Source organism: Pseudomonas sp. 8O (assembly GCF_902506495.1).
Classification (GTDB): domain Bacteria; phylum Pseudomonadota; class Gammaproteobacteria; order Pseudomonadales; family Pseudomonadaceae; genus Aquipseudomonas; species Aquipseudomonas chaetocerotis.
Window position 1 is genome coordinate 1,785,225 of record NZ_LR733264.1, and the last position, 18,810, is coordinate 1,804,034.

The window sequence follows — 18,810 nt, forward strand, 5'->3', positions numbered from 1 at the left end:
TCAGTCACCCTGTATTCCCCATCGATTCTCGAACAGCAGCTCGCTCAGCGGGCGTGGTTTGGCCCAGCCCTCTTGCACCAGCATCGGTTTTTCGTAGAAGGCCTCTACCGGCCCCAGGCACAGCAGCGCCACCGGCTTGCTGCCCACCGGCATGTCCAACAACGCGGCCAGCGCCTCGGGGTCGAACAGCGACACCCAACCGAGCCCGAGCCCTTCGGCACGCGCAGCCAGCCACAGATTCTGAATGGCGCAGGCCACCGAGGCCATATCCATTTCCGGCAGGGTGCGTCGTCCAAAGACATGTGCGTCGCGTCCCTCCATCAGCGCCACCGCCAGTAGCTCGGCGCAGTCGCGAATACCCTCGACCTTCAGCCGCATGAACTCGTCACTGCGCTTGCCCAGGGCCTCGGCAGTGCGCACCCGCTCGGCCTCCACCAGCGCATGAATGGACTCACGCAGTTGCGGGGCACTGACGCGCACAAAGCGCCAAGGCTGCATCAGGCCGACGCTGGGCGCGTGGTGCGCCGCTTCGAGCAACCGCGCCAACACCTCGGCCGGTACCTCGCCGCCGCTGAAGTGGCGCATATCACGGCGTTCGGCAATGGCGCGATACACCGCCGCGCGCTCTTCGGGGCTGAACGCATGCTCGCTCATGGACGTAACAGCGCGGCGGCCGCCTCCGGGTTGGACGGCAGGTAGAAGTGGATATAGCTGGCCGTGAGCCGTCCCAGGCGATACACCGCCTCTGCTACCGGCTTGCCGTTCGGGCAGCGGCCGAGCGCCAGGGGCGGCAATGGGCTTTCCAGCCGCGAGTGATGGTAGCTGTGGCCACGCAGCTCGCCTTCAGGCAGCGTCACCTGCTGCAAGGCCAGGGCGGTCAGTCGCGGTTGCAAGGCCGCGCTGCCGCTGAGCAGGCCGAGCATGCGCCCACTGGCGCCCTGCTTGTCGCGCAGTTCATCGAGCAGATAGAGCATGCCGCCACATTCGGCGAGCAAGGGTTTGCCGGCCTGATGATGGGCACGGATCGACGCAGCCATGGCCTGGTTGCCTTCCAGCTCGGCCAGGTATAGCTCCGGATATCCGCCCGGCAGATAAAGGCTATCCACCTCCGGCAGCTCACGATCAGCGAGCGGTGAGAAGTAATGCAGCTCAGCGCCGAGCGCCTGCAACAGATCGAGATTGGCCTGATAGAGAAAGGCGAACGCCGCATCGCGCGCAATGCCGATGCGTACGCCAGCCAACAGCGGCGCCAGTTCATCGACCTGCGGCGCGGCGAAGTTCACCGCAGGCGGCAGGTCGACGTTGGCACTGGCTGCCAGCGCATCGGCCGCGGCGTCCAGACGCGCGTCCAGATCGGCCAGCTCGGCCGCCTGCACCAGCCCCAGGTGGCGACTGGGTAGCTCCACCGCGGCGCTGCGCGGCAACGCACCGAACCAGCGAATACTCGCTGGCAGCGCATCACGCAGGATGTCGCCGTGGCGCGTGCTGGCGACACGGTTGCCGAGCACGCCGGCAAAGGGCAAGTCTGCCTGGAAGGTGGCAAGCCCGTGGGCCAGGGCGCCGAAGGTCTGCGCCATGGCCGCACCGTCGATCACGCCCAGCACCGGCACGCCGAAGTGGCGCGCCAGGTCCGCCGCCGAGGGCTTGCCATCGAACAGGCCCATCACCCCTTCGATCAGGATCAGATCGGCCTCACCGGCGGCCTGCCAAAGCAGTCGCCGACTTTCCGCCTCGCCGACCATGGCCAGGTCGAGCTGGTACACGGGGGCGCCACTGGCACGGGCATGGATCATCGGGTCGAGAAAGTCGGGGCCGCACTTGAACACCCGCACCCGCCGACCCTGGCGGGTGTGCAAGCGCGCCAGAGCAGCGGTGACGGTGGTCTTGCCCTGGCCGGAAGCCGGCGCGGCGATCAGCAGCGCCGGACAGTGACGTGCGCCCATCAGAATTCGATGCCCTTCTGTGCTTTTACCCCGGACTTGAACGCGTGCTTGACCAGGCTCATCTCGGTGACGGTGTCAGCCGCCTCGATCATCCCAGGCAAGGCGCCGCGCCCGGTCACCACCACATGCTGCAACAGCGGCCGGGCTTCGATATCGGCCAGCACCGCGTCCAGTTCGAGGTAGCCATGCTTGAGGGCTATGTTCAGCTCGTCCAGCACCACCAGGCCGACCGACTCATCACTGAGCAGGCGCTGGGCCACCGCCCAGGCTTGCTGAGCCTTGGCGATATCACGCTGGCGATCCTGGGTTTCCCAGGTGAAGCCTTCGCCCATCACGTGATAGCTGACTTCCTCGGGAAAACGGCGGAAGAAGGTTTCTTCACCGGTGCTGGCCGCACCCTTGATGAACTGCACCACGCCGACCTTGATGCCATGACCCAGGGCACGCGCGACCATGCCGAAGGCGCTGCTGCTCTTGCCCTTGCCATTGCCGCTGTGCACCAGCAGCAGGCCGTATTCATCCTGGGCCTGGGCGATCTTTTCATCGATCAGGGCTTTCTTGCGTTGCATGCGCGCCTTGTGGCGGGCATCGCGGTCGGTCGATTCGCTCATGCGGTGATCCTGTCAGGCGCCCGTCCCACCGGCTTGATAGGCAGTGGAACGGCAACGAGGAAAACGACGCGGCAATGATCCGCACATCCTCGTTCAGGCGCTAATGGCTGGTCAGGCGAGCGGAAGACAGAAAACACGAACGCCCCGGAGAACCGAAGCGTTGGCCGGACAACGCCCTCCGCGATGCCGTGAAACTGCGACAGGCCGGTCTCCGGGCTTGTGAGTGAACCATGGGTTCTGCGCCGCGCCTTCCCGTGCAATGCACAGTGGCCTTGCAGACTGCGTGAAAACTACTGCGCCAGGTCATGCGGCGTTAAAAACAGGCTCAAAGTGCTCAGTTACAGCTCGTGAGCTCGAATGCGAGCCCAGTCCGTTCTTCGCCTGTTTTTGCGAGGCCGCCATCGGCCTTGCCTGACCTTCGCTCGCTACGTTTTCACACGGTCTGGTTGAGCGACGTTTGACTCACCTACCGTTGCGGGGGCAGCGCCGGCATTGGAACCGGCTTCCCTGTTTCACCCCTTGGCCGCCATTCACGGCAACTCGGGGCACCTGAAGCAAGGCGCGCAGGGTAGAGGCTGGCAGCCCTGCTCGTCAACGCCACTCAGTGCCTGGGCATGAACCCGGGCGGCTTGCTTGCCAACCAGTCGACGAACGTTCGTAAACGCTCGTCGCTCAGTAGCGCCTCGCGGCTGTTGTAGGTCAACGCCAGCTCCTTTTCGCTGAAAAGCCGATGAATCTGGTTATGGCAGGCGCGGCAAACCCACAGCGTGGCGGTAATTCGTTCATGACGGGGATAGCGCTTCTGCACATAAACCTTGTCGTGCAGCGCCTTGGGAATCAGGTGATGACGGGTCAACGCGACTGGGCGTGCGCACAGCTCGCAGAACTCGGGCTGAGGCGGCAGGCGAATGGGATCGACCATGGATGCTCAGGGATTACGCGCGAGCTCTGGTGTGATGACCCGCTTGGCATCGAGGTAGACACGCTGCCAGTAGACGTTGTCGAGGCTATCCAGACGCACCGTGCCGCCACTGGACGGTGCATGCACGAAACGCCCTTCGCCGACATAGATCCCGGCATGACTGACGGCGCGCCCGCCATTGGTGGCAAAGAACACCAGATCGCCACTCTGCAGGGCGTCGCGGCGTACATCAGGGGTGCGCATGGCACTCAGCTCACGCGTCGAACGCGGCAGACTGATACCAGCAGCATCGCGATAAACGTAGCCGATCAAGCCACTGCAGTCGAAACCGCCTTCCGGGGTATTGCCACCGTAGCGATAAGGCGTACCGACCAGGCCAAGGGCGCGAAACAGCACGTCCTCAGTCCCGCCCTGATAAGAAGACGGAGAGACAGAAGGTGTGTAACCAGGCTGGGGAGAAGGAGCGCGACTGCTGCAGGCACTCAGCAGCAGAGCGAGAGCGATGAGGGCAACACGGGTCGTGACGGGCATAAGCGAGGCGATCCTGAGCCTGAATGCGCTCTACTCTGCCGATTCACGACGAACGGCGCAACCCTTGGGGTACGCCGTGATACATCAGTTGGGACGCTTGGCGGTGACCTGCTCGTCCACCGGAGCCAGCGCGAGGACGCGCTTGGCCTGCAGATAACTGCGGCTCCAGTAGCTATTGTCGAGGCTGTCGATGCGCACACCACCGCTGCGGCTGCTGCTGGAGTGGATGAACTGATCATCCCCCAGATAGATGCCGGCGTGACTGACGCGACCACGACCACGATCATTGAACAGGATCAGATCGCCCGGTTCCAGATCGGCACGCGCCACCTTCGGCGCATCGAGCTTGATCAGCTCACGCGTGGAACGTGGCAGCTCCAGGCCGACTTCTTCGCGAAACAGGTAGCCGACAAAACCGCTGCAATCGAAACCGGATTGCACCGAGGTGCCGCCATAGCGATAGCGAGTGCCGATCAGCGAACGCCCAAGTTCCAGCAGGCTGTCTGTCAGCTGCGGCATTTCATAGGGCTTGTCGTCGATCAGCGCGTTGATTTCATCGTCGGCAGGCTCAACCTGCTGAGAGAGCGAACGAGCAACTGGCTCGGTCGCAGTAACGCCTGTCTGCGGCTGTGGCGAGTGGCCGGCGCAGGCAGCGAGCAAGACAGTGAGTGCAAGAGGCACGAGGGGTGCGAAGCGTTTTAGCATGGGCACGACCGTGTCGGTTGAATTTACAAGTCGGCGACTATGCCCTCTACAAGGCTCATTTGCAAATTCTATCGTTAGAAATGTGACCCAGTAGTTTCGCCGCGCCATCTAAAGCGCCCGGCCACTCCTGCAGCCGGGCGATTCAGGCGCTAGCCGAGAATCTCGCTCAAGGGGATGAAGCGCAGCATATCCCCTTCAGCCAGCGTGCTGCCCTCCATCACCTCGGCCAACCCTTCGGCCCAGGCGGCGCTGCGCAGCACACCTGAACTCTGGTTGGCATAGGGCACCGCACGGCCATTTTCCAGGCGCGCGCGCAGGTACTCTCGGCGCATGCCTGGCTTACCCCAGGCAAAACCTGCCGGCACCAAGAAGCCCAATGGCTCGACCCGCTGCACACCCAGACGACGCAACATGTACGGGCGCGCCAGCAGTCCGAAGGTAACCAGCGTCGAAGCCGGGTTGCCCGGCAAACCTATTACCGGAACGCCCTGGTAGTGGCCGAACGTCAACGGTTTACCCGGCTTGATCGCCAATTTCCATAGCGCCAGTTCGCCCGCCTCGCGCAGGGCCATGCCGAGAAAATCTGCCTCCCCCACCGAAACGCCACCCGTGGAGAGAATCAGATCGACCTCGCCCAGCGCACCCAGCGCTTCGCGGGTGCGCTGCAGATCATCAGGCAATATGCCCGCATCGACCACGCTGCAGCCCAGCCGTTGCAACCAGGCAATCAGCAGACGCCGATTGCTGTTGTAGATCTGCCCAGGGCCAATCGCCTGCCCCGGCTCTACCAGTTCGTCGCCAGTGGATAGCACGGCGACACGCAGGCGCCGCCGCACCGACAGCCGCGCCGCACCAAGCGAGGCTGCCAGCCCCAGCTCGATTGGCCCCAGACGGGTACCGGCCGGCAGCACGCATTCGCCGACGCAGGTTTCCTGACCTTGAGCGCGCACGTTCTGCCCGACTTTCAAGGATTCGCGGAACATGACGCACCCCGACTCATCGAGTTCGGCGTTCTCTTGCATTTCCACGGTGTCGGCACCTTCCGGCAGCGGCGCACCGGTGAAGATGCGCGCACAGGTCCCAGGCTGCAGCGGCGTTGGCGCGGTGCCGGCCTGAATGCGCTGGCTAACCGGCAACGCCTGGTTATTCCAATCGGCCAGGCGCAGGGCGTAACCGTCCATGGCACTGTTGGCCCAGGGCGGCAGATCCAGCGTCGCGATCAGCGGCTCGGCCAGCACTCGGCCATCCGCCTCGGCCAGCTCGACCTGCTCGACCTGCTCGATTGGCGCCGCATCTGCCAGAGCCAACAGACGCTCCAGCGCCGCCTCCACGGGCAGCAGACCGGGATGATCGCAAGCACTCATCCGCGCGTCTCGCAGGCACCCACCTGTTTCAGATGCGGCACGAAGTTGCAGGGACGATGGCGTGCATCCAGTTGCTCGCCGAGAATGCCATCCCAGGCGGTACGGCAAGCATTGGTCGAACCCGGCAGGCAGCACACCAGGGTGCCGTTGGCCAGGCCGGCCAGCGCGCGCGACTGAATGGTGGAAGTGCCGATATCGGCCACGGAAATCTGGCGAAACAGCTCGCCAAACCCATCGACCTGCTTGTCCAGCAGGCAAGTGACCGCTTCCGGCGTGCTGTCACGCCCAGTGAAACCGGTACCGCCAGTAATCACCACTACCTGCACCTGATCCTCGGCAATCCAGGTCGCCACCTGGGCGCGGATCTTGTAGAGGTCATCCTTGAGCAGAACACGAGCGGCCAGTTGATGCCCGGCGGCGGTCAGACGGTCGACCAGCAGTTGACCCGAGGTATCGGTCTCCAACGTGCGCGTGTCGCTGACGGTCAGCACGGCAATGTTCAGCGGCACGAAAACCGCGTCGGCCTTATGGTTCATGGCAGGCATCCAATTGGGAGAGAATGGGCGCTGTTATATCACACAGCCTGCCTTCGGAGACTTCACACATGCCCGCATCCAACGCCCGCCCCACCTGCTCGGTGCTGCTGCTTTCCGGTGGCCGAGGCCTGCGCATGGGCGGCCGCGACAAGGGCCTGTTGGAGTGGCGCGGTCGGCCGCTGATCGCGTGGCTGCATGACCTGACCCGGCCGTTGAGCGACGACCTGATCATCTCCTGCAACCGCAACACTGAGCGCTATGCGCCCTATGCCGACCAACTGGTCGTAGATCAGGATCAGGACTTTCAGGGACCGCTGGCGGGTATCCGCGCCGGCATGGCCGCGGCGCGCCACGAGCAGATGCTGGTGCTGCCCTGCGACGCCCCTCTGGTCGACCGTGCACTGATCGAGTCACTGCTCGCCCACGCCGGGAGCCGGCCAGTAGTGATCCGCCAGGGCGACTACTGGCAGCCACTGTTCTGCCTGTTGCCCACGCGACTCCGGGACGATCTGGAACACGCCTGGCAATCCGGTGAACGCAGCCCGCAACGCTGGTTCGGCAAACTGGCACCCATCGCCGTCGACTGCATGCTGGACGATGCCCGACTGGCCAACCTGAACACACCGGAAACGCTCGCGCACAACATCCCTCCTTGCTGAAACGGGAAGCCCTGTGCGGAACTCATACGGCAGTTTCACGTCTGAGCGAGGGTATAAGAACCTCTTTAGCACCCAAGGAGACAGACCATGACCAAACGGATCATCCCCGCCCTGCTGATGGCAATCGGCTTCACTGTACTGGCCGGCTGCTCCACGCCGTCGGTGATCACCCTGAACGATGGGCGTGAAATACAGACGGTGGACAAACCCCAGTTCGATGAAGATTCTGGCTTCTACGAATTCGAGCAACTCGACGGCAAGCGCGCCACGATCAACAAGGACCAGGTGCAGACCGTCAAGGAACTCTGAGGTACCGCTGAAGAACACCCGAACCCGTACCGGCCGCTGAGGGAGATGATCAGCCTGCATATTTTTCAGGCTAACCCCTTGTGCGGTAAAAGTTTTTCGGTAGAATACGGCTCATTCGGAGTGTAGCGCAGCTTGGTAGCGCGTCTCGTTCGGGACGAGAAGGTCGCAGGTTCGAATCCTGTCTCTCCGACCAATCAAAAAACCCGCCTTGATAGGCGGGTTTTTTATTGCCTTCGATTTGTCGGTACCGCCTTTCAGCTCAGAAAAGCCACCACCTGCTCAGCATCGAATGGCCAGTTCAGTTCGCTTGCACTGTCGCAGCGGCGCAGCACCGGAATGCGCAAGCCGTACTGCTCGACCATCCCCTCATGCTCGGCAATGTCGATCAATTCGACCAGCAGACCATTCTCCACGAATGGCATGAGCAGCGCCTCGGCCACCTCGCAGAGATGGCAACCCAGGGTTCCGAAAAGTTGGCATTCAGGCGTCATGAGCGCACCTCTCTGTCAGCAAGGTGCGCAGTTTAACACCGGCCGGGATCAGCTCGCGTCAGCTCCCGTGTCGCCCACCTGACCGGCGAGCAGCGACTGCAAGCCGTCGAGCAGGCTGCGGTTGAGGCTTTCGGCCTTTTCCAGACGCGGCAGGTCGAAGCGCTCGTCGAGCGAGAAACCGCCCTTGAGCAACTCTTTGAGCATGCCACCAGCATCCTGCGCCAGGTCCTCGGCACTGCGCAGTGCATCGAGCAGGCCCTGGGCATAGCCCTGCAGCCCGGCATTGACTGCACTGGCGCCCTGCCCGGCCACGGCGCCATAGGCATCGGTGGCCTGACGCACAGTGGTCTGCGTCAGGCGCAGCGACATCGAAGCCAGTTGCTCGCCGTCCATATCCAACGCCATGGCACGGTCGAAGGCACCTGCCAGATCGCCAGCGTAGAAGGTGTCGGAAAGATCCTGAACCTGACCGAAAAGCTTCTCCAGCGCCTTGATCTCGTCATCATCCAGTTCGCCTTCGACGTCCACTTGCCAGCCACCGATGCGCAGGCTGCCAGACTGGCTACTGCCTGCGACAGTGGTGGACTTACCGTCGCCGGAAGCGGCGAAACTGCTCTGCGACCAGTTGGCTGAAGCCTGCGCCACGGAAATGCGCAGGCGGTCACCATCGCGGGTGGTGACGGAGAGGTCGAAGGTCTCCGCCAACGCACTGAAGCGCTCGCTGTAGCCCGCCACAGCAACCGTGCCCCCCGCGCTCGGGACAGCGCTGCCGAAGCGCTTGTCGAGATCGGTGAAACCATCCTGAATGCGCTTGTAGGTGTCATCGATATCGCCAGCCACCTGACCTTTGAGCACACCCATGCCATCGAGAATCTTGCGCGCCTCGGCGAAGCCTTTCTCCACACCATCACGCGCCTGGGACAGCAGCTTGTCCAATTTGGTCGGATCAGCGCCAGCCGCCGCCTCGCTCTGCAGGCGCTGCTCGATGAACCCCAGAATCCGCCCCGCCACTTTCTCCGGGGTGTAATCATCACGCGCCCCTGACAGCGAGCCCGGCGGCACGCCGAGTTTCTCGGCGAGACGATTGGCCAGGGTAGCCTGCGCATCGGCGGCACTGTTGCGCGCAGCCATCGACTGGCTGGCTTGCGCAGCGCGGGAAGCGCCGGAGTTGAGTGAGCTCAGAGGATTCATGACCGGGTACCTGAACAGGTTATCTGCCGACCTTAACGGCCGTCAGAAGCCAAGCTTTAACCCTTAACGACCAACGGTTGCCGACTTTTCTCAGTTGCCGCGCACCCGATCAGGATTCTCCCGATGGCTGGCAAACCCGAGCAAAGCCCTGTAACCCCTGAGATAGAGCCCATCTCCACCGATACCGCTGCTTCGCTCAAAGCCCCGCCAGACTAAAGTCTTACAGTCGACTCGCAGGTGAAATGCTTTATTCATCGCGCCGTAACTGGCCGGTCACATCGTGGCCGACCTGCTAATAACAACGAGGAGACAACAATAATGAGTAAGACTCCCCTCGCCCGCGCCGTGGCCCTCGCCACGCTGGGCGCCAGCCTGACCCTGCCGAGCCTGGCACAGGCTGACTTCATCGGCGACAGCAAAGCGACACTGGAACTCCGTAACTTCTATATGAATCGCGACCTGCGCGACACGACGGCCGCCCAGCAGTCCAAACGCGAGGAGTGGGCGCAGGGCTTCATCCTCAAGGCCGAGTCCGGCTTTACCGAGGGTACCGTTGGTTTTGGCCTGGACGCTTATGCGGGCCTGGGCCTGAAGCTCGACTCGTCTGACGAACGCGCCGGCACCAACCTGCTGCCTAACGCCTTCGGCAATGAAGGCCCGGACGAATACTCCGAAGCCACCGGCGCAGTGAAGGTGCGCCTGTCCAAGACGGTTGCCAAGGTCGGCGGCCTGATGCCCAAGCTGCCCATCGTCTCATCTGGCGACTCGCGCCTGCTGCCTCAGGTCTTCAACGGCGGCATGATCACCTCGCAGGAACTCGCCGGGCTGACCCTCAACGGTGGTCAACTGCGTGAAGTGAACTTCCGCAATTCCACTGACAGCCAGGACATCACCGCCACCAACGTCGGCGGCGAAAGCGACCGCTACAACTTCGCCGGTGGCGACTACAAGTTCAATGGCGGTAACACCACCGTTGGCGCGTGGTACGGCGAACTGGAAGATATCTACGACCAGAAGCTGTACAACCTGATCCACGTGCAGCCGATCGGCGACTGGAAGCTGGGCGCCAACCTGGCCTACTTCGACTCCCAGGACAACGGCCGCAAACTCGGCGGCAAGCTGGATAACGACCTGACCTCGGTCAACCTCTGGGCGGGTATCGGGGCGCACACCTTCCGCGTGGGTTACCAGAAGGTCGGCGGTGACAACGCCTTCCCCTTCCTGACCGAGACCGATCCCTACATCGTCAACTACATCCAGATTCTCGACTTCACCCGCAAGGATGAGAAATCCTGGCAGGCGCGCTATGACGTCAACTTCGCCAGCTACGGTATTCCAGGCCTGACGGCGTTCGTCCGCTACGTGACCGGCGACGGCTTCGACGGCGTGGGTGGCGCAAGCGGCAAGGAATGGGAACGCGACGTGGATATCAGTTACATCATTCAGGAAGGCCCGTTGAAGAACCTCGGCGTGCGCTGGCGTAACGCGATGGTGCGCTCCAATGCGAGCATCGGCGATCTGGACGAAAACCGCCTGATCGTCAGCTACACCATCCCCCTGATGTAAACACTCCGGCAACACGAAAACGCCGCAACGCCTGTACCGGGTTGCGGCGTTTTTTTGTCTGCCTGAAAAACAGTCGGAGTCATTTCTCGACTAGGCTCTGGCGAGCGCGGAGGAAAACTCGATGGACGACTACCAACCCCTGGCCTGCGATCTCTACGACTACTTGGAGATCGCCTGCATGCATCACTATCAGCTGGATATCGAACTGGTCGATGGCGCCCACCTGCAAGGCGAGGCGCTGACCACCGAGACGACAGCGAGCAAGGAAGAATTTCTGCTGGTGCGTACCGCCGACGGCGAACAGCGCCTGCGCATGGATAGCCTGCTGGCGATCACCCCACAGAATGCAGGCGCCAGCTTTGGTCGGGTGCTATTGAACGGCAATCGCTGCTGAGCGCAACGCGTCTACAGGTAGGGTGCGCGCCATGCGCACCAGCAGCAATCGCACTAAGCCACGGCGCGCACGGCGCACCCTACGCGAGCGTGCAGCGCCGCTGCGTTACCACATCAGATCATCGGGAATCTGATAGGCCGCGTAAGGATCGTCGGCATCCGGCTCTTCGACATGGGTGTTGAGCAGGACGATGCGCGAGGCATCGCGCTCCTGAATCTTCAACGCCGCCTCGCGCGGGATGATTTCGTAACCACCACCATGACGGACAATGGCCAGCCAGCCGTTGGACAGCTTGTTGCGCACCATGGTGTTGACCGGCAGGCGCTTGACCTTCTTGTCGTCGACGAAGTTGTAGTAGTCCTCGCCGGCGAGCTTGGGCAGGCGTGAACGCTCGATCAGTTGCTTGACCTGCGCCGCGCGGGCTTTCTGCTCGACCTTTTCCTGTTGCTGACGATTCAGTTCCTGGTCTCGTGCGGCCTTTTCGGCTTGCGCCTGCAGCGCGGCCTGGCGGGTGCTGTCATCCAGTTCGGCCTGGCCTTTTTGCACCAGACGTTTCTGCTTTTGCTGTTGCTTGCCAGCCTGCTTGGCCTGTTTTTCATTGACCAGGCCGGCTTTGAGCAGCTGGTCGCGCAGGGAAAGACCCATGACTAAAGATCCCGAACATGATTCAGTTGCGGCAGCGACGCAGATTCGCGCTGCCAATCCAAGGCGCCCAGCATAAGGGCTAAGCAGCGGCGGCTCCAGCCTGTAGGAGCGACTTCAGTCGCGAAAGGCAGACAGCAAAGGCTTCGCGGATAAATCGGAACGCCGCCGTGCCCATAGGGTTCAACAGCCAGGCGCCTGCTTCTCCAGCTTCTTCGCCTCGCCCCACAGTGCATCCAGTTCCTCCAGCGAGCAACCCTCCATGCTGCGCCCGGCCTCACGCACGCTTTGTTCGATAAAGCGAAAACGCCGCTCGAACTTGCCATTGGCCGCGCGCAATGCCGCTTCCGGGTCGACCTTCAGGTGGCGCGCCAGGTTGGTGACGACGAACAGCAGGTCACCGATCTCCTCGGCCACCGCATCGGTGTCGTTCTCGCTCATGGCTTCGAGCACTTCGTCCAGCTCTTCGCGCACCTTGTCCACCACAGGCAGTGCCTCGGGCCAGTCGAAACCGACCTGGGCTGCACGCTTCTGCAGCTTGGCCGCACGCGAAAGCGCCGGCAGCGCGCTCGGTACGTCATCGAGCAAGGACAGCTGCTCGGGGGCAGCGGCCTTCTCGGCGCGCTCCTGTGCCTTGAGTTCTTCCCAGCGTTGCTTGACCGCCGCCTCCTCCAGCTTCGCCGCATCCGGCGCGCCGTACAGATCGCCGTCGGGAAACACGTGCGGGTGACGACGAATCAGCTTGCGGGTGATGCCATCGACCACCCGAGCGAAGTCGAAGCGCCCCTCTTCCTGCGCCAGCTGGCTGTAATAGACCACCTGGAACAGCAGGTCGCCGAGTTCACCCGGCAGATGCTCGAAGTCGCCACGTTCGATGGCGTCGGCGACCTCGTAGGCCTCCTCCAGGGTGTAGGGCACGATGGTCGCGTAGCTTTGCTTGAGATCCCACGGGCAGCCGTGTTGCGGATCGCGCAGACGCGCCATCAGGTGCAGCAGGTCGTCGAGTCGATACATGAAAGCTCTCGCTAGGGTTTGTACGAAAAGTCGTCGAGCGAAGGTCAGGCAAGGCGAAATCGCTCGAAGAAGCGCAGTTTACGTGTTGTAAATGAGCATTCTGAGAGCGATTTCAACGCAGCATCACCGAGCGCAGGCACTTTCCGTACGAAGCCTAAGATACGCGGTGGCGACGCGCCTCGATGATATTGGGCAACTGACCGATACGCGCCAGCAGGCGGCCAAGGGCATCGAGCCCCGGAATCTCCACGGTGATCGACATGGAGGCGGTGTTGTCCTCCTTGTTCGAACGGGTGTTGACCGCCAGCACGTTGAGCTTCTCGTTGAGCAGCACCTGGGTCACGTCACGCAGCAGACCGGAACGGTCGTAGGCCTTGATGACGATTTCCACCGGGTAGGTCTGTACCGGCACCGGGCCCCAGCTCACCTGGATCATCCGCTCCGGCTCGCGCGCAGTCTGCTGCAACGCCGTAGGACAGTCCTGACGGTGAATGGTGACGCCACGCCCCAGAGTGATGTAACCGACGATCGGGTCGCCCGGCAGCGGCTGGCAACAGCCGGCCATCTGCGTCAGCAGGTTGCCGACCCCCTGGATCTGGATATCGCCACGCTTGCCCGGCTTGAAGCCCTGCGCCTTGCGCGGGATCAGCTCCAGTTGCTCGTTGCTGCGTTCCGGCTCGAGTAGTTGCTGAGCCAGGTTGGCCGCATGGGCCAGGCGCACGTCGCCGGCGCCCAAGGCAGCGAACAGGTCCTCGGCGGTTTTCAGGTTGGCCTTCTCGGCCAGCTTGTCGAAGTCCGCACCGACCAGGGCCAGGCGCGCCAGCTCGCGTTCGAGCAACTGCTTGCCGGCGGCGACGTTCTGGTCGCGATCCTGCAGCTTGAACCAGTGGACGATCTTCGCCCGTGCGCGGCTGGTGGTGACATAACCCAGGTTGGAGTTGAGCCAGTCGCGACTGGGCGTGCCCTGCTTGCTGGTGATGATTTCCACCTGCTCACCGGTCTGCAGACTGTAGGTCAGCGGCACGATGCGGCCGTTGATCTTGGCGCCCCGGCAGTTGTGGCCGATCTCGGTGTGCACGCGGTAGGCGAAGTCCAGCGGCGTGGCGCCCTTGGGCAGGTCGATGGCGTGACCGTCGGGGGTGAAGACGTAGACCCGATCCGGCTCGATATCGACGCGCAGCTGTTCGGCCAAGCCGCCGATATCGCCCAGTTCCTCGTGCCACTCGATGACCTGACGCAGCCAGGAGATCTTCTCTTCGTAGTGGTTGGAGCCGGATTTGACGTCGGTGCCCTTGTAGCGCCAGTGCGCGCAAACTCCCAGCTCGGCCTCTTCGTGCATGGCGTGGGTGCGAATCTGCACCTCCAGCACTTTGCCCTCCGGCCCGAGCACGGCGGTGTGCAGCGAGCGGTAGCCGTTTTCCTTGGGGTTGGCGATGTAGTCGTCGAACTCCTTGGGAATGTGCCGCCACAGGGTGTGCACGATACCCAGGGTGGTGTAGCAGTCGCGCACCTCCGGCACCAGCACGCGCACTGCGCGCACGTCGTAAATCTGACTGAACTGCAGGCCCTTGCGCTGCATCTTGCGCCAGATCGAATAGATGTGTTTCGCCCGGCCGCTGATGTCGGCCTTGATGCCGGTGGCTTCCAGCTCTTGGCGCAGATGGGCCATGGCATCGTTGATGTACTGCTCGCGATCCAGACGACGCTCGTGCAGCAGCTTGGCGATCTGCTTGTACTGCTCCGGCTCCAGGTAGCGGAAGGACAGGTCCTCCAGCTCCCACTTGATGTGGCCGATACCGAGGCGATGGGCCAGCGGCGCGTAGATGTCGAACACCTCGCGCGCCACGCGCTGACGCTTCTCTTCGTCGGCTTCCTTGACCGCGCGAATGGCGCAGGTGCGCTCGGCCAGCTTGATCAGTGCCACGCGCACGTCATCGACCATGGCCACCAGCATCTTGCGCAGGTTCTCGACCTGCGTCTGCGAGCCGACCACTACCGATTCACGCGGATTGATACTGGCGCTGATCGCCGCCATGCGCAGCACGCCTTCGATCAGCTTGGCCACCACCGGACCGAAGCGCTGGTGCACCGCAGCCAGGGTGATCTTGCCTTCACGCACACCGCGATAAATGATCGCCGCGACCAGCGAATCCTGATCGAGCTTGAGATCGGCGAGGATTTCCGCGATGTCGAGACCGGCGCGGAATGTCGATGCGTCCTCACTCCAGTGATGCGGTGTGGTGTTGGCCTGCTGCTCCAGATCACGGGCGAACTCGCAGGCCTCTTGCAGCGCCTGACGATCCAGCGCCGGATCGACGCGAGTGACATGCTCCAACCAGGCCTCGAGATTGATGCTGCCGTCATCGTTGACTGGCTGATGCGCTCTCACCTGAACCATCGTCTTACCTTCCCTACGGCGCGCATAGGTCGCACCGAGCAGTCGCCGGCCTTCTCTGAGCCGGTCGGATTAACTGAAAGAATGCGCATCCTGCACATCCCTGCGGTACCGAACGTACCGCTTTGGCCCAAGACCTAAGTCTCGGGTTTTTCGAATAGAGCCATCGCCTCGACATGCGCCGTCTGCGCGAACATGTCGAGAATCCCGGCACGGCGCAGGCGATAGCCCTGCTGCACCAGCTCGGCCGCATCGCGCGCCAGGGTGGTCGGGTTGCAGGAGACGTAGACCAGGCGCCGCGCGCCCAACTCACTCATCCCACGCACCGCCTGCAACGCGCCATCGCGTGGCGGGTCGAGCAGCACCGCGGTAAAACCGCCACGCGCCCAGGCCTCGGAGGCCAGCGGCTTGGACAGGTCGGCACGGAAAAAGTGCGCATTGTCCAAGCCATTGTCGTGCGCGTTGCCAGCGGCCCGCTGCACCATCGCCTCGACGCCCTCCACCGCCACCACTTCAGCGGCCTGACGCGCCAGCGGCAGGGCGAAATTGCCCAGGCCGCAGAACAGATCCAGCACTCGCTCGCCAGGCTGTACTGCCAACCAGTCTAGCGCCTGGGCGACCATCGCCTCGTTGACCAGACCATTGACCTGCACGAAATCTCCCGGCCGATAGGCCAGTTGCAGTTGCCAGCGCTGCAACTCAAAACCGAGCTCGACGGACGGATCGTCAGGCTGCGGCTGCCCTTCACCCTGCAACCACAGCTGCGCACGATGCTCGCTGCAGAATGCGCGCAGGCGGCTCAGATCAGCCGCCGCCAGCGCTGCCGTGTGACGCAGCAGCAACGCTTCGGCAGTACCACTGAACAGTTCCACGTGCCCGACTGCCTGCGGTTTTTCCAGGCTGCGCAGCAACGCCGGTAACGCGCGGAAAACAGGCTGCAAAGGCTGTACCAGCACCGCACACTCATCGATGGCGACGATGTCCTGGCTGGCCTCTGCGCGGAAGCCGACCTGCAGTTCACGAGCCTTGGCGTCCCAGCGCACAGCGATACGCGCGCGGCGGCGATAGCCGAATTCAGGACCGGCCAGCGGCGCCGCCCACTCATCCGGCTGCACGCCGCCCAGGCGTGACAGCTGCTCGGCCAGCGTGCGCTGTTTCAGGGCCAACTGATCGGCATGGGGCATGTGCTGCAGGTTGCAACCGCCGCAGCGGTCAGCGTGAATGCAGGGCGCCGCACGGCGCTCGCTGCTGGCGGTGATGATGCGATCGGCGCGCGCCTCGACGGTCTGGCTGCGGGCACTGAGTACTCGCGCCTCGACCTGCTCGCCGGCCAGAGCGCCACTGACGAACCAGGTGCGCCCGCCTTCGAAGGCGATGCCGCGACCGTCACCCGCCAGACGCTCGATGGCGAGCTTCTGCTTCTTGCCGACCGGAACCTGCGCCGCACGGCTGCCGCCGCTGGGCTGAAAGCGCAGGTTGGAGCTGCGTCTGGCCATCAGTGCGCCGGTTCTTCGTAAACGCCGGTGGACAGGTAACGGTCGCCGCGGTCGCAGATGATCGCTACCAGTACCGCGTTTTCCACCTGCTGCGACAGGCGCAGCATGCCGGCCACCGAACCGCCGGACGAAACGCCGCAGAAGATGCCCTCTTCCCGCGCCAGGCGCCGCATGACGTGCTCGGCCTCGGCCTGGCCCATGTCCATCACCTGATCGACACGTTCGGCCTGATAGATCTTCGGCAGGTACTCCTGCGGCCAGCGACGGATGCCGGGAATGGCCGAGCCTTCCTGCGGCTGCAGACCAACGATCTGGATCGCTGGGTTCTGCTCCTTGAGGTAGCGCGAGGTGCCCATGATGGTGCCGGTGGTACCCATGGAGCTGATGAAGTGGGTGATGGTGCCGCCGGTCTGGCGCCAGATTTCCGGGCCGGTACCGCTGTAGTGCGCCTCGGGGTTATCGCCATTGGCGAATTGGTCGAGCACCTTGCCACGCCCTTCGGCCTGCAGACGCTCGGCCAGATCACGAGCGCCCTCCATGCCCTCCTCCTTGCTGACCAGGATCAGCTCGGCACCATAGGCGGTCATCGCCCACTTGCGCTCGGCGGTGGAGTTGTCCGGCATGATCAGGATCATCTTGTAGCCCTTGATCGCCGCCGCCATGGCCAGGGCAATACCGGTATTGCCACTGGTGGCTTCGATCAGGGTGTCGCCAGGCTGGATATCACCACGCAGCTCGGCGCGATTGATCATCGACAGTGCCGGACGATCCTTGACCGAACCGGCCGGGTTGTTGCCTTCCAGCTTGACCAGCAGAGTGTTGCTGGTTTCACCGCCCAGGCGTTGCAGGCGTACCAGGGGGGTATTGCCGATGCAGTCGGCAATGGTGGGGAATTGCAGGGTCATGGGTCGCTCGAATCCAGACTGACGCGAAGGGGCATCATGATACGCCGAACCCGTCGCTTCATCACGCCATGATCGGTTGCAGGGCGTGATCGAGCCTTGCCCCGGATGCAATCCGGGATTGTCTGGTAGTGACCCGGACTGCATCCGGGCCATATGCCACTTCTATTATTGCGCGGCAGCGAAAGCCTTCAGAGTGCTCATCAGCCCCTGGTAGCCACCCGTGGCGATGTACCAGGTCGCCGGCTCGAGATAGAACACCTTGCCATCGATCCAGGCCTTGCTGGCTGCTATACCGGCATGCTTGCCCAGGGTTTCGTCGGCCTTGCCCTCGCCACCGGTCGCCGCACCACGATCGAGGACCACCAGCCACTGCGGCTGTTCTTGCAACGCTGCCTCCAGGCGCACCTTCTGCCGCTCGCGCAGTTGCCTGGCCTCCGGTGAATCCGGCGCCGGGCGCCCCTGCGCAACGCTCGCCGGGTCCACCGACTCGACCACCGAGCGAGTACCCAGCACCTCGTTGAGCATGCCGAAGCGCTCGCCCGGCGCATGCAGCATCAGCGCGTCGTTGACGGTGAACAGCGTCAGCGAGCTCAGGCCGGCCGACTTTGCATGAACCGCAGCCAGCTCCTCGTTCAGTTGCGCTTGCAGTTGCGCAGCCTGCTCCTGCTTGTCGAAGATTTCGCCCAACACCTGCAGATTGCGCTGAACGCCCGCCAGGAACTGGTCGGGAGCGATGCTCAGATCGAGGGTCGGCGCCAGTGCCGAAAGCGTCTCGAACTGATTGCTGGAACGACCGCCAATGATGATCAGGTCAGGCTTGAGGCGTTCCAATGCCGCCTGATCTGGCTCGAACAGGGTGCCGATGTTGACGCTCTCACGTCCTGCGTATTGGGCTTTCAGGTAAGCCGGCCCGGCCATCTGCGGCACGCCAGCAGCGGCGATGCCAAGGGCGTCGAGCGTGTCGAGCACGCCCAGATCGAAAACGGCGACGCGCTTGGGCGTCTCGTTCAGTGTCAGCTTGCCCTGGCCATGTTCGACGGCCAGCGGGTAGGCGGCCTGGGCGGCCGACACGGCGCACATCAGCGCGCCAAGGTACAGCAGGTTCGTCAGGGTACGCTTGAACAGCGTCATATCTC

At 63.3% G+C, this 18,810-nt stretch carries 20 protein-coding genes, 1 tRNA gene and 1 riboswitch; of the genes, 5 read left to right on the forward strand and 16 right to left on the reverse strand.

The genetic code is table 11. From position 1 onward, the window contains the following. The 8 genes from bluB to moaB form a co-directional block, all read right to left on the reverse strand. Positions 1-654 (reverse strand): 5,6-dimethylbenzimidazole synthase, encoded by a 654-nt coding sequence (gene bluB, locus GV002_RS10965; RefSeq protein ID WP_160018359.1) that lies wholly within the window; start codon positions 652-654, stop codon positions 1-3. After that, positions 651-1,943: a cobyrinate a,c-diamide synthase gene (locus tag GV002_RS10970; RefSeq protein WP_160018361.1), complete on the reverse strand. Its 1,293-nt coding sequence runs from the start codon at positions 1,941-1,943 to the stop codon at positions 651-653. Before GV002_RS10970 ends, bluB begins: the two co-directional genes overlap by 4 nt. Further along, positions 1,943-2,554, reverse strand: coding sequence for a cob(I)yrinic acid a,c-diamide adenosyltransferase (gene cobO / locus GV002_RS10975; protein WP_160018363.1), 612 nt, complete (start codon positions 2,552-2,554; stop codon positions 1,943-1,945). Before cobO ends, GV002_RS10970 begins: the two co-directional genes overlap by 1 nt. 184 nt (positions 2,555-2,738) lie before the next feature. Further along, positions 2,739-3,122, reverse strand: a riboswitch (cobalamin riboswitch). Positions 3,123-3,155: 33 nt separating this feature from the next. Next, a complete protein-coding gene (locus GV002_RS10980) occupies positions 3,156-3,476 on the reverse strand; it encodes a hypothetical protein (RefSeq protein WP_160018365.1) in 321 nt (106 codons plus the stop codon). A gap of 6 nt (positions 3,477-3,482) precedes the next feature. Then, on the reverse strand, positions 3,483-4,007 hold the full coding sequence (locus GV002_RS10985; protein WP_160018367.1) for a C40 family peptidase: 525 nt from the start codon (positions 4,005-4,007) through the stop codon (positions 3,483-3,485). Positions 4,008-4,091: 84 nt separating this feature from the next. Next, positions 4,092-4,712 carry a C40 family peptidase gene (locus GV002_RS10990; RefSeq protein ID WP_160018369.1) on the reverse strand — a complete coding sequence of 207 codons (621 nt, stop codon included), beginning with the start codon at positions 4,710-4,712 and terminating at the stop codon, positions 4,092-4,094. Positions 4,713-4,861: 149 nt separating this feature from the next. Continuing rightward, positions 4,862-6,076 carry a gephyrin-like molybdotransferase Glp gene (glp, locus tag GV002_RS10995; protein WP_160018371.1) on the reverse strand — a complete coding sequence of 405 codons (1,215 nt, stop codon included), beginning with the start codon at positions 6,074-6,076 and terminating at the stop codon, positions 4,862-4,864. Then, positions 6,073-6,612 carry a molybdenum cofactor biosynthesis protein B gene (gene moaB, locus GV002_RS11000; protein ID WP_017677474.1) on the reverse strand — a complete coding sequence of 180 codons (540 nt, stop codon included), beginning with the start codon at positions 6,610-6,612 and terminating at the stop codon, positions 6,073-6,075. Before moaB ends, glp begins: the two co-directional genes overlap by 4 nt. Before the next feature lie 68 nt (positions 6,613-6,680). On the opposite strand from moaB, the gene mobA reads away from it, so the two are divergent. From mobA to GV002_RS11015, 3 genes are all read left to right on the forward strand, one after another. After that, positions 6,681-7,271 (forward strand): molybdenum cofactor guanylyltransferase MobA, encoded by a 591-nt coding sequence (mobA, locus tag GV002_RS11005; protein ID WP_160018373.1) that lies wholly within the window; start codon positions 6,681-6,683, stop codon positions 7,269-7,271. 87 nt (positions 7,272-7,358) lie between these two features. Beyond that, complete coding sequence (locus GV002_RS11010; RefSeq protein WP_160018375.1) at positions 7,359-7,580, forward strand: YgdI/YgdR family lipoprotein; 222 nt, start codon at positions 7,359-7,361, stop codon at positions 7,578-7,580. A 116-nt stretch (positions 7,581-7,696) separates the two neighbouring features. Further along, positions 7,697-7,773, forward strand: a tRNA-Pro gene (locus GV002_RS11015). A gap of 61 nt (positions 7,774-7,834) precedes the next feature. Here the strand turns inward: GV002_RS11015 and GV002_RS11020 are convergent. After that, positions 7,835-8,071 (reverse strand): glutaredoxin family protein, encoded by a 237-nt coding sequence (locus tag GV002_RS11020; RefSeq protein ID WP_160018377.1) that lies wholly within the window; start codon positions 8,069-8,071, stop codon positions 7,835-7,837. Positions 8,072-8,119: 48 nt separating this feature from the next. Then, entirely contained in the window at positions 8,120-9,262 is a 1,143-nt protein-coding gene (locus tag GV002_RS11025; RefSeq protein WP_160018379.1) for a DUF5610 domain-containing protein, read from the reverse strand. 318 nt (positions 9,263-9,580) lie between these two features. Here GV002_RS11025 and GV002_RS11030 point away from each other — a divergent pair, with 318 nt between their 5' ends. Both GV002_RS11030 and GV002_RS11035 read left to right on the forward strand, forming a co-directional pair. Further along, positions 9,581-10,828 carry an OprD family porin gene (locus GV002_RS11030; protein WP_160018381.1) on the forward strand — a complete coding sequence of 416 codons (1,248 nt, stop codon included), beginning with the start codon at positions 9,581-9,583 and terminating at the stop codon, positions 10,826-10,828. 121 nt (positions 10,829-10,949) lie between these two features. Beyond that, complete coding sequence (locus tag GV002_RS11035) at positions 10,950-11,222, forward strand: Rho-binding antiterminator (RefSeq protein WP_160018383.1); 273 nt, start codon at positions 10,950-10,952, stop codon at positions 11,220-11,222. 105 nt (positions 11,223-11,327) lie between these two features. Here GV002_RS11035 and GV002_RS11040 read toward each other — a convergent pair whose 3' ends face one another. The 6 genes from GV002_RS11040 to GV002_RS11065 all read right to left on the reverse strand — a co-directional run bounded on the left by GV002_RS11040 (position 11,328) and on the right by GV002_RS11065 (position 18,805). Further along, positions 11,328-11,867, reverse strand: a complete 540-nt coding sequence (locus GV002_RS11040) for a DUF2058 domain-containing protein (RefSeq protein WP_160018385.1) — start codon at positions 11,865-11,867, stop codon at positions 11,328-11,330. Between the two features lie 180 nt (positions 11,868-12,047). Beyond that, positions 12,048-12,878 (reverse strand): nucleoside triphosphate pyrophosphohydrolase, encoded by an 831-nt coding sequence (gene mazG / locus GV002_RS11045; RefSeq protein ID WP_160018387.1) that lies wholly within the window; start codon positions 12,876-12,878, stop codon positions 12,048-12,050. A gap of 154 nt (positions 12,879-13,032) precedes the next feature. Further along, a complete protein-coding gene (relA, locus tag GV002_RS11050; RefSeq protein ID WP_160018389.1) occupies positions 13,033-15,276 on the reverse strand; it encodes a GTP diphosphokinase in 2,244 nt (747 codons plus the stop codon). A 134-nt stretch (positions 15,277-15,410) separates the two neighbouring features. Then, positions 15,411-16,769: a 23S rRNA (uracil(1939)-C(5))-methyltransferase RlmD gene (gene rlmD, locus GV002_RS11055; protein ID WP_160018391.1), complete on the reverse strand. Its 1,359-nt coding sequence runs from the start codon at positions 16,767-16,769 to the stop codon at positions 15,411-15,413. Then, on the reverse strand, positions 16,769-17,674 hold the full coding sequence (gene cysM / locus GV002_RS11060) for a cysteine synthase CysM (RefSeq protein WP_017677484.1): 906 nt from the start codon (positions 17,672-17,674) through the stop codon (positions 16,769-16,771). Before cysM ends, rlmD begins: the two co-directional genes overlap by 1 nt. 165 nt (positions 17,675-17,839) lie before the next feature. Further along, positions 17,840-18,805 carry a siderophore ABC transporter substrate-binding protein gene (locus GV002_RS11065; RefSeq protein WP_160018393.1) on the reverse strand — a complete coding sequence of 322 codons (966 nt, stop codon included), beginning with the start codon at positions 18,803-18,805 and terminating at the stop codon, positions 17,840-17,842. Positions 18,806-18,810 lie beyond the last annotated feature (5 nt).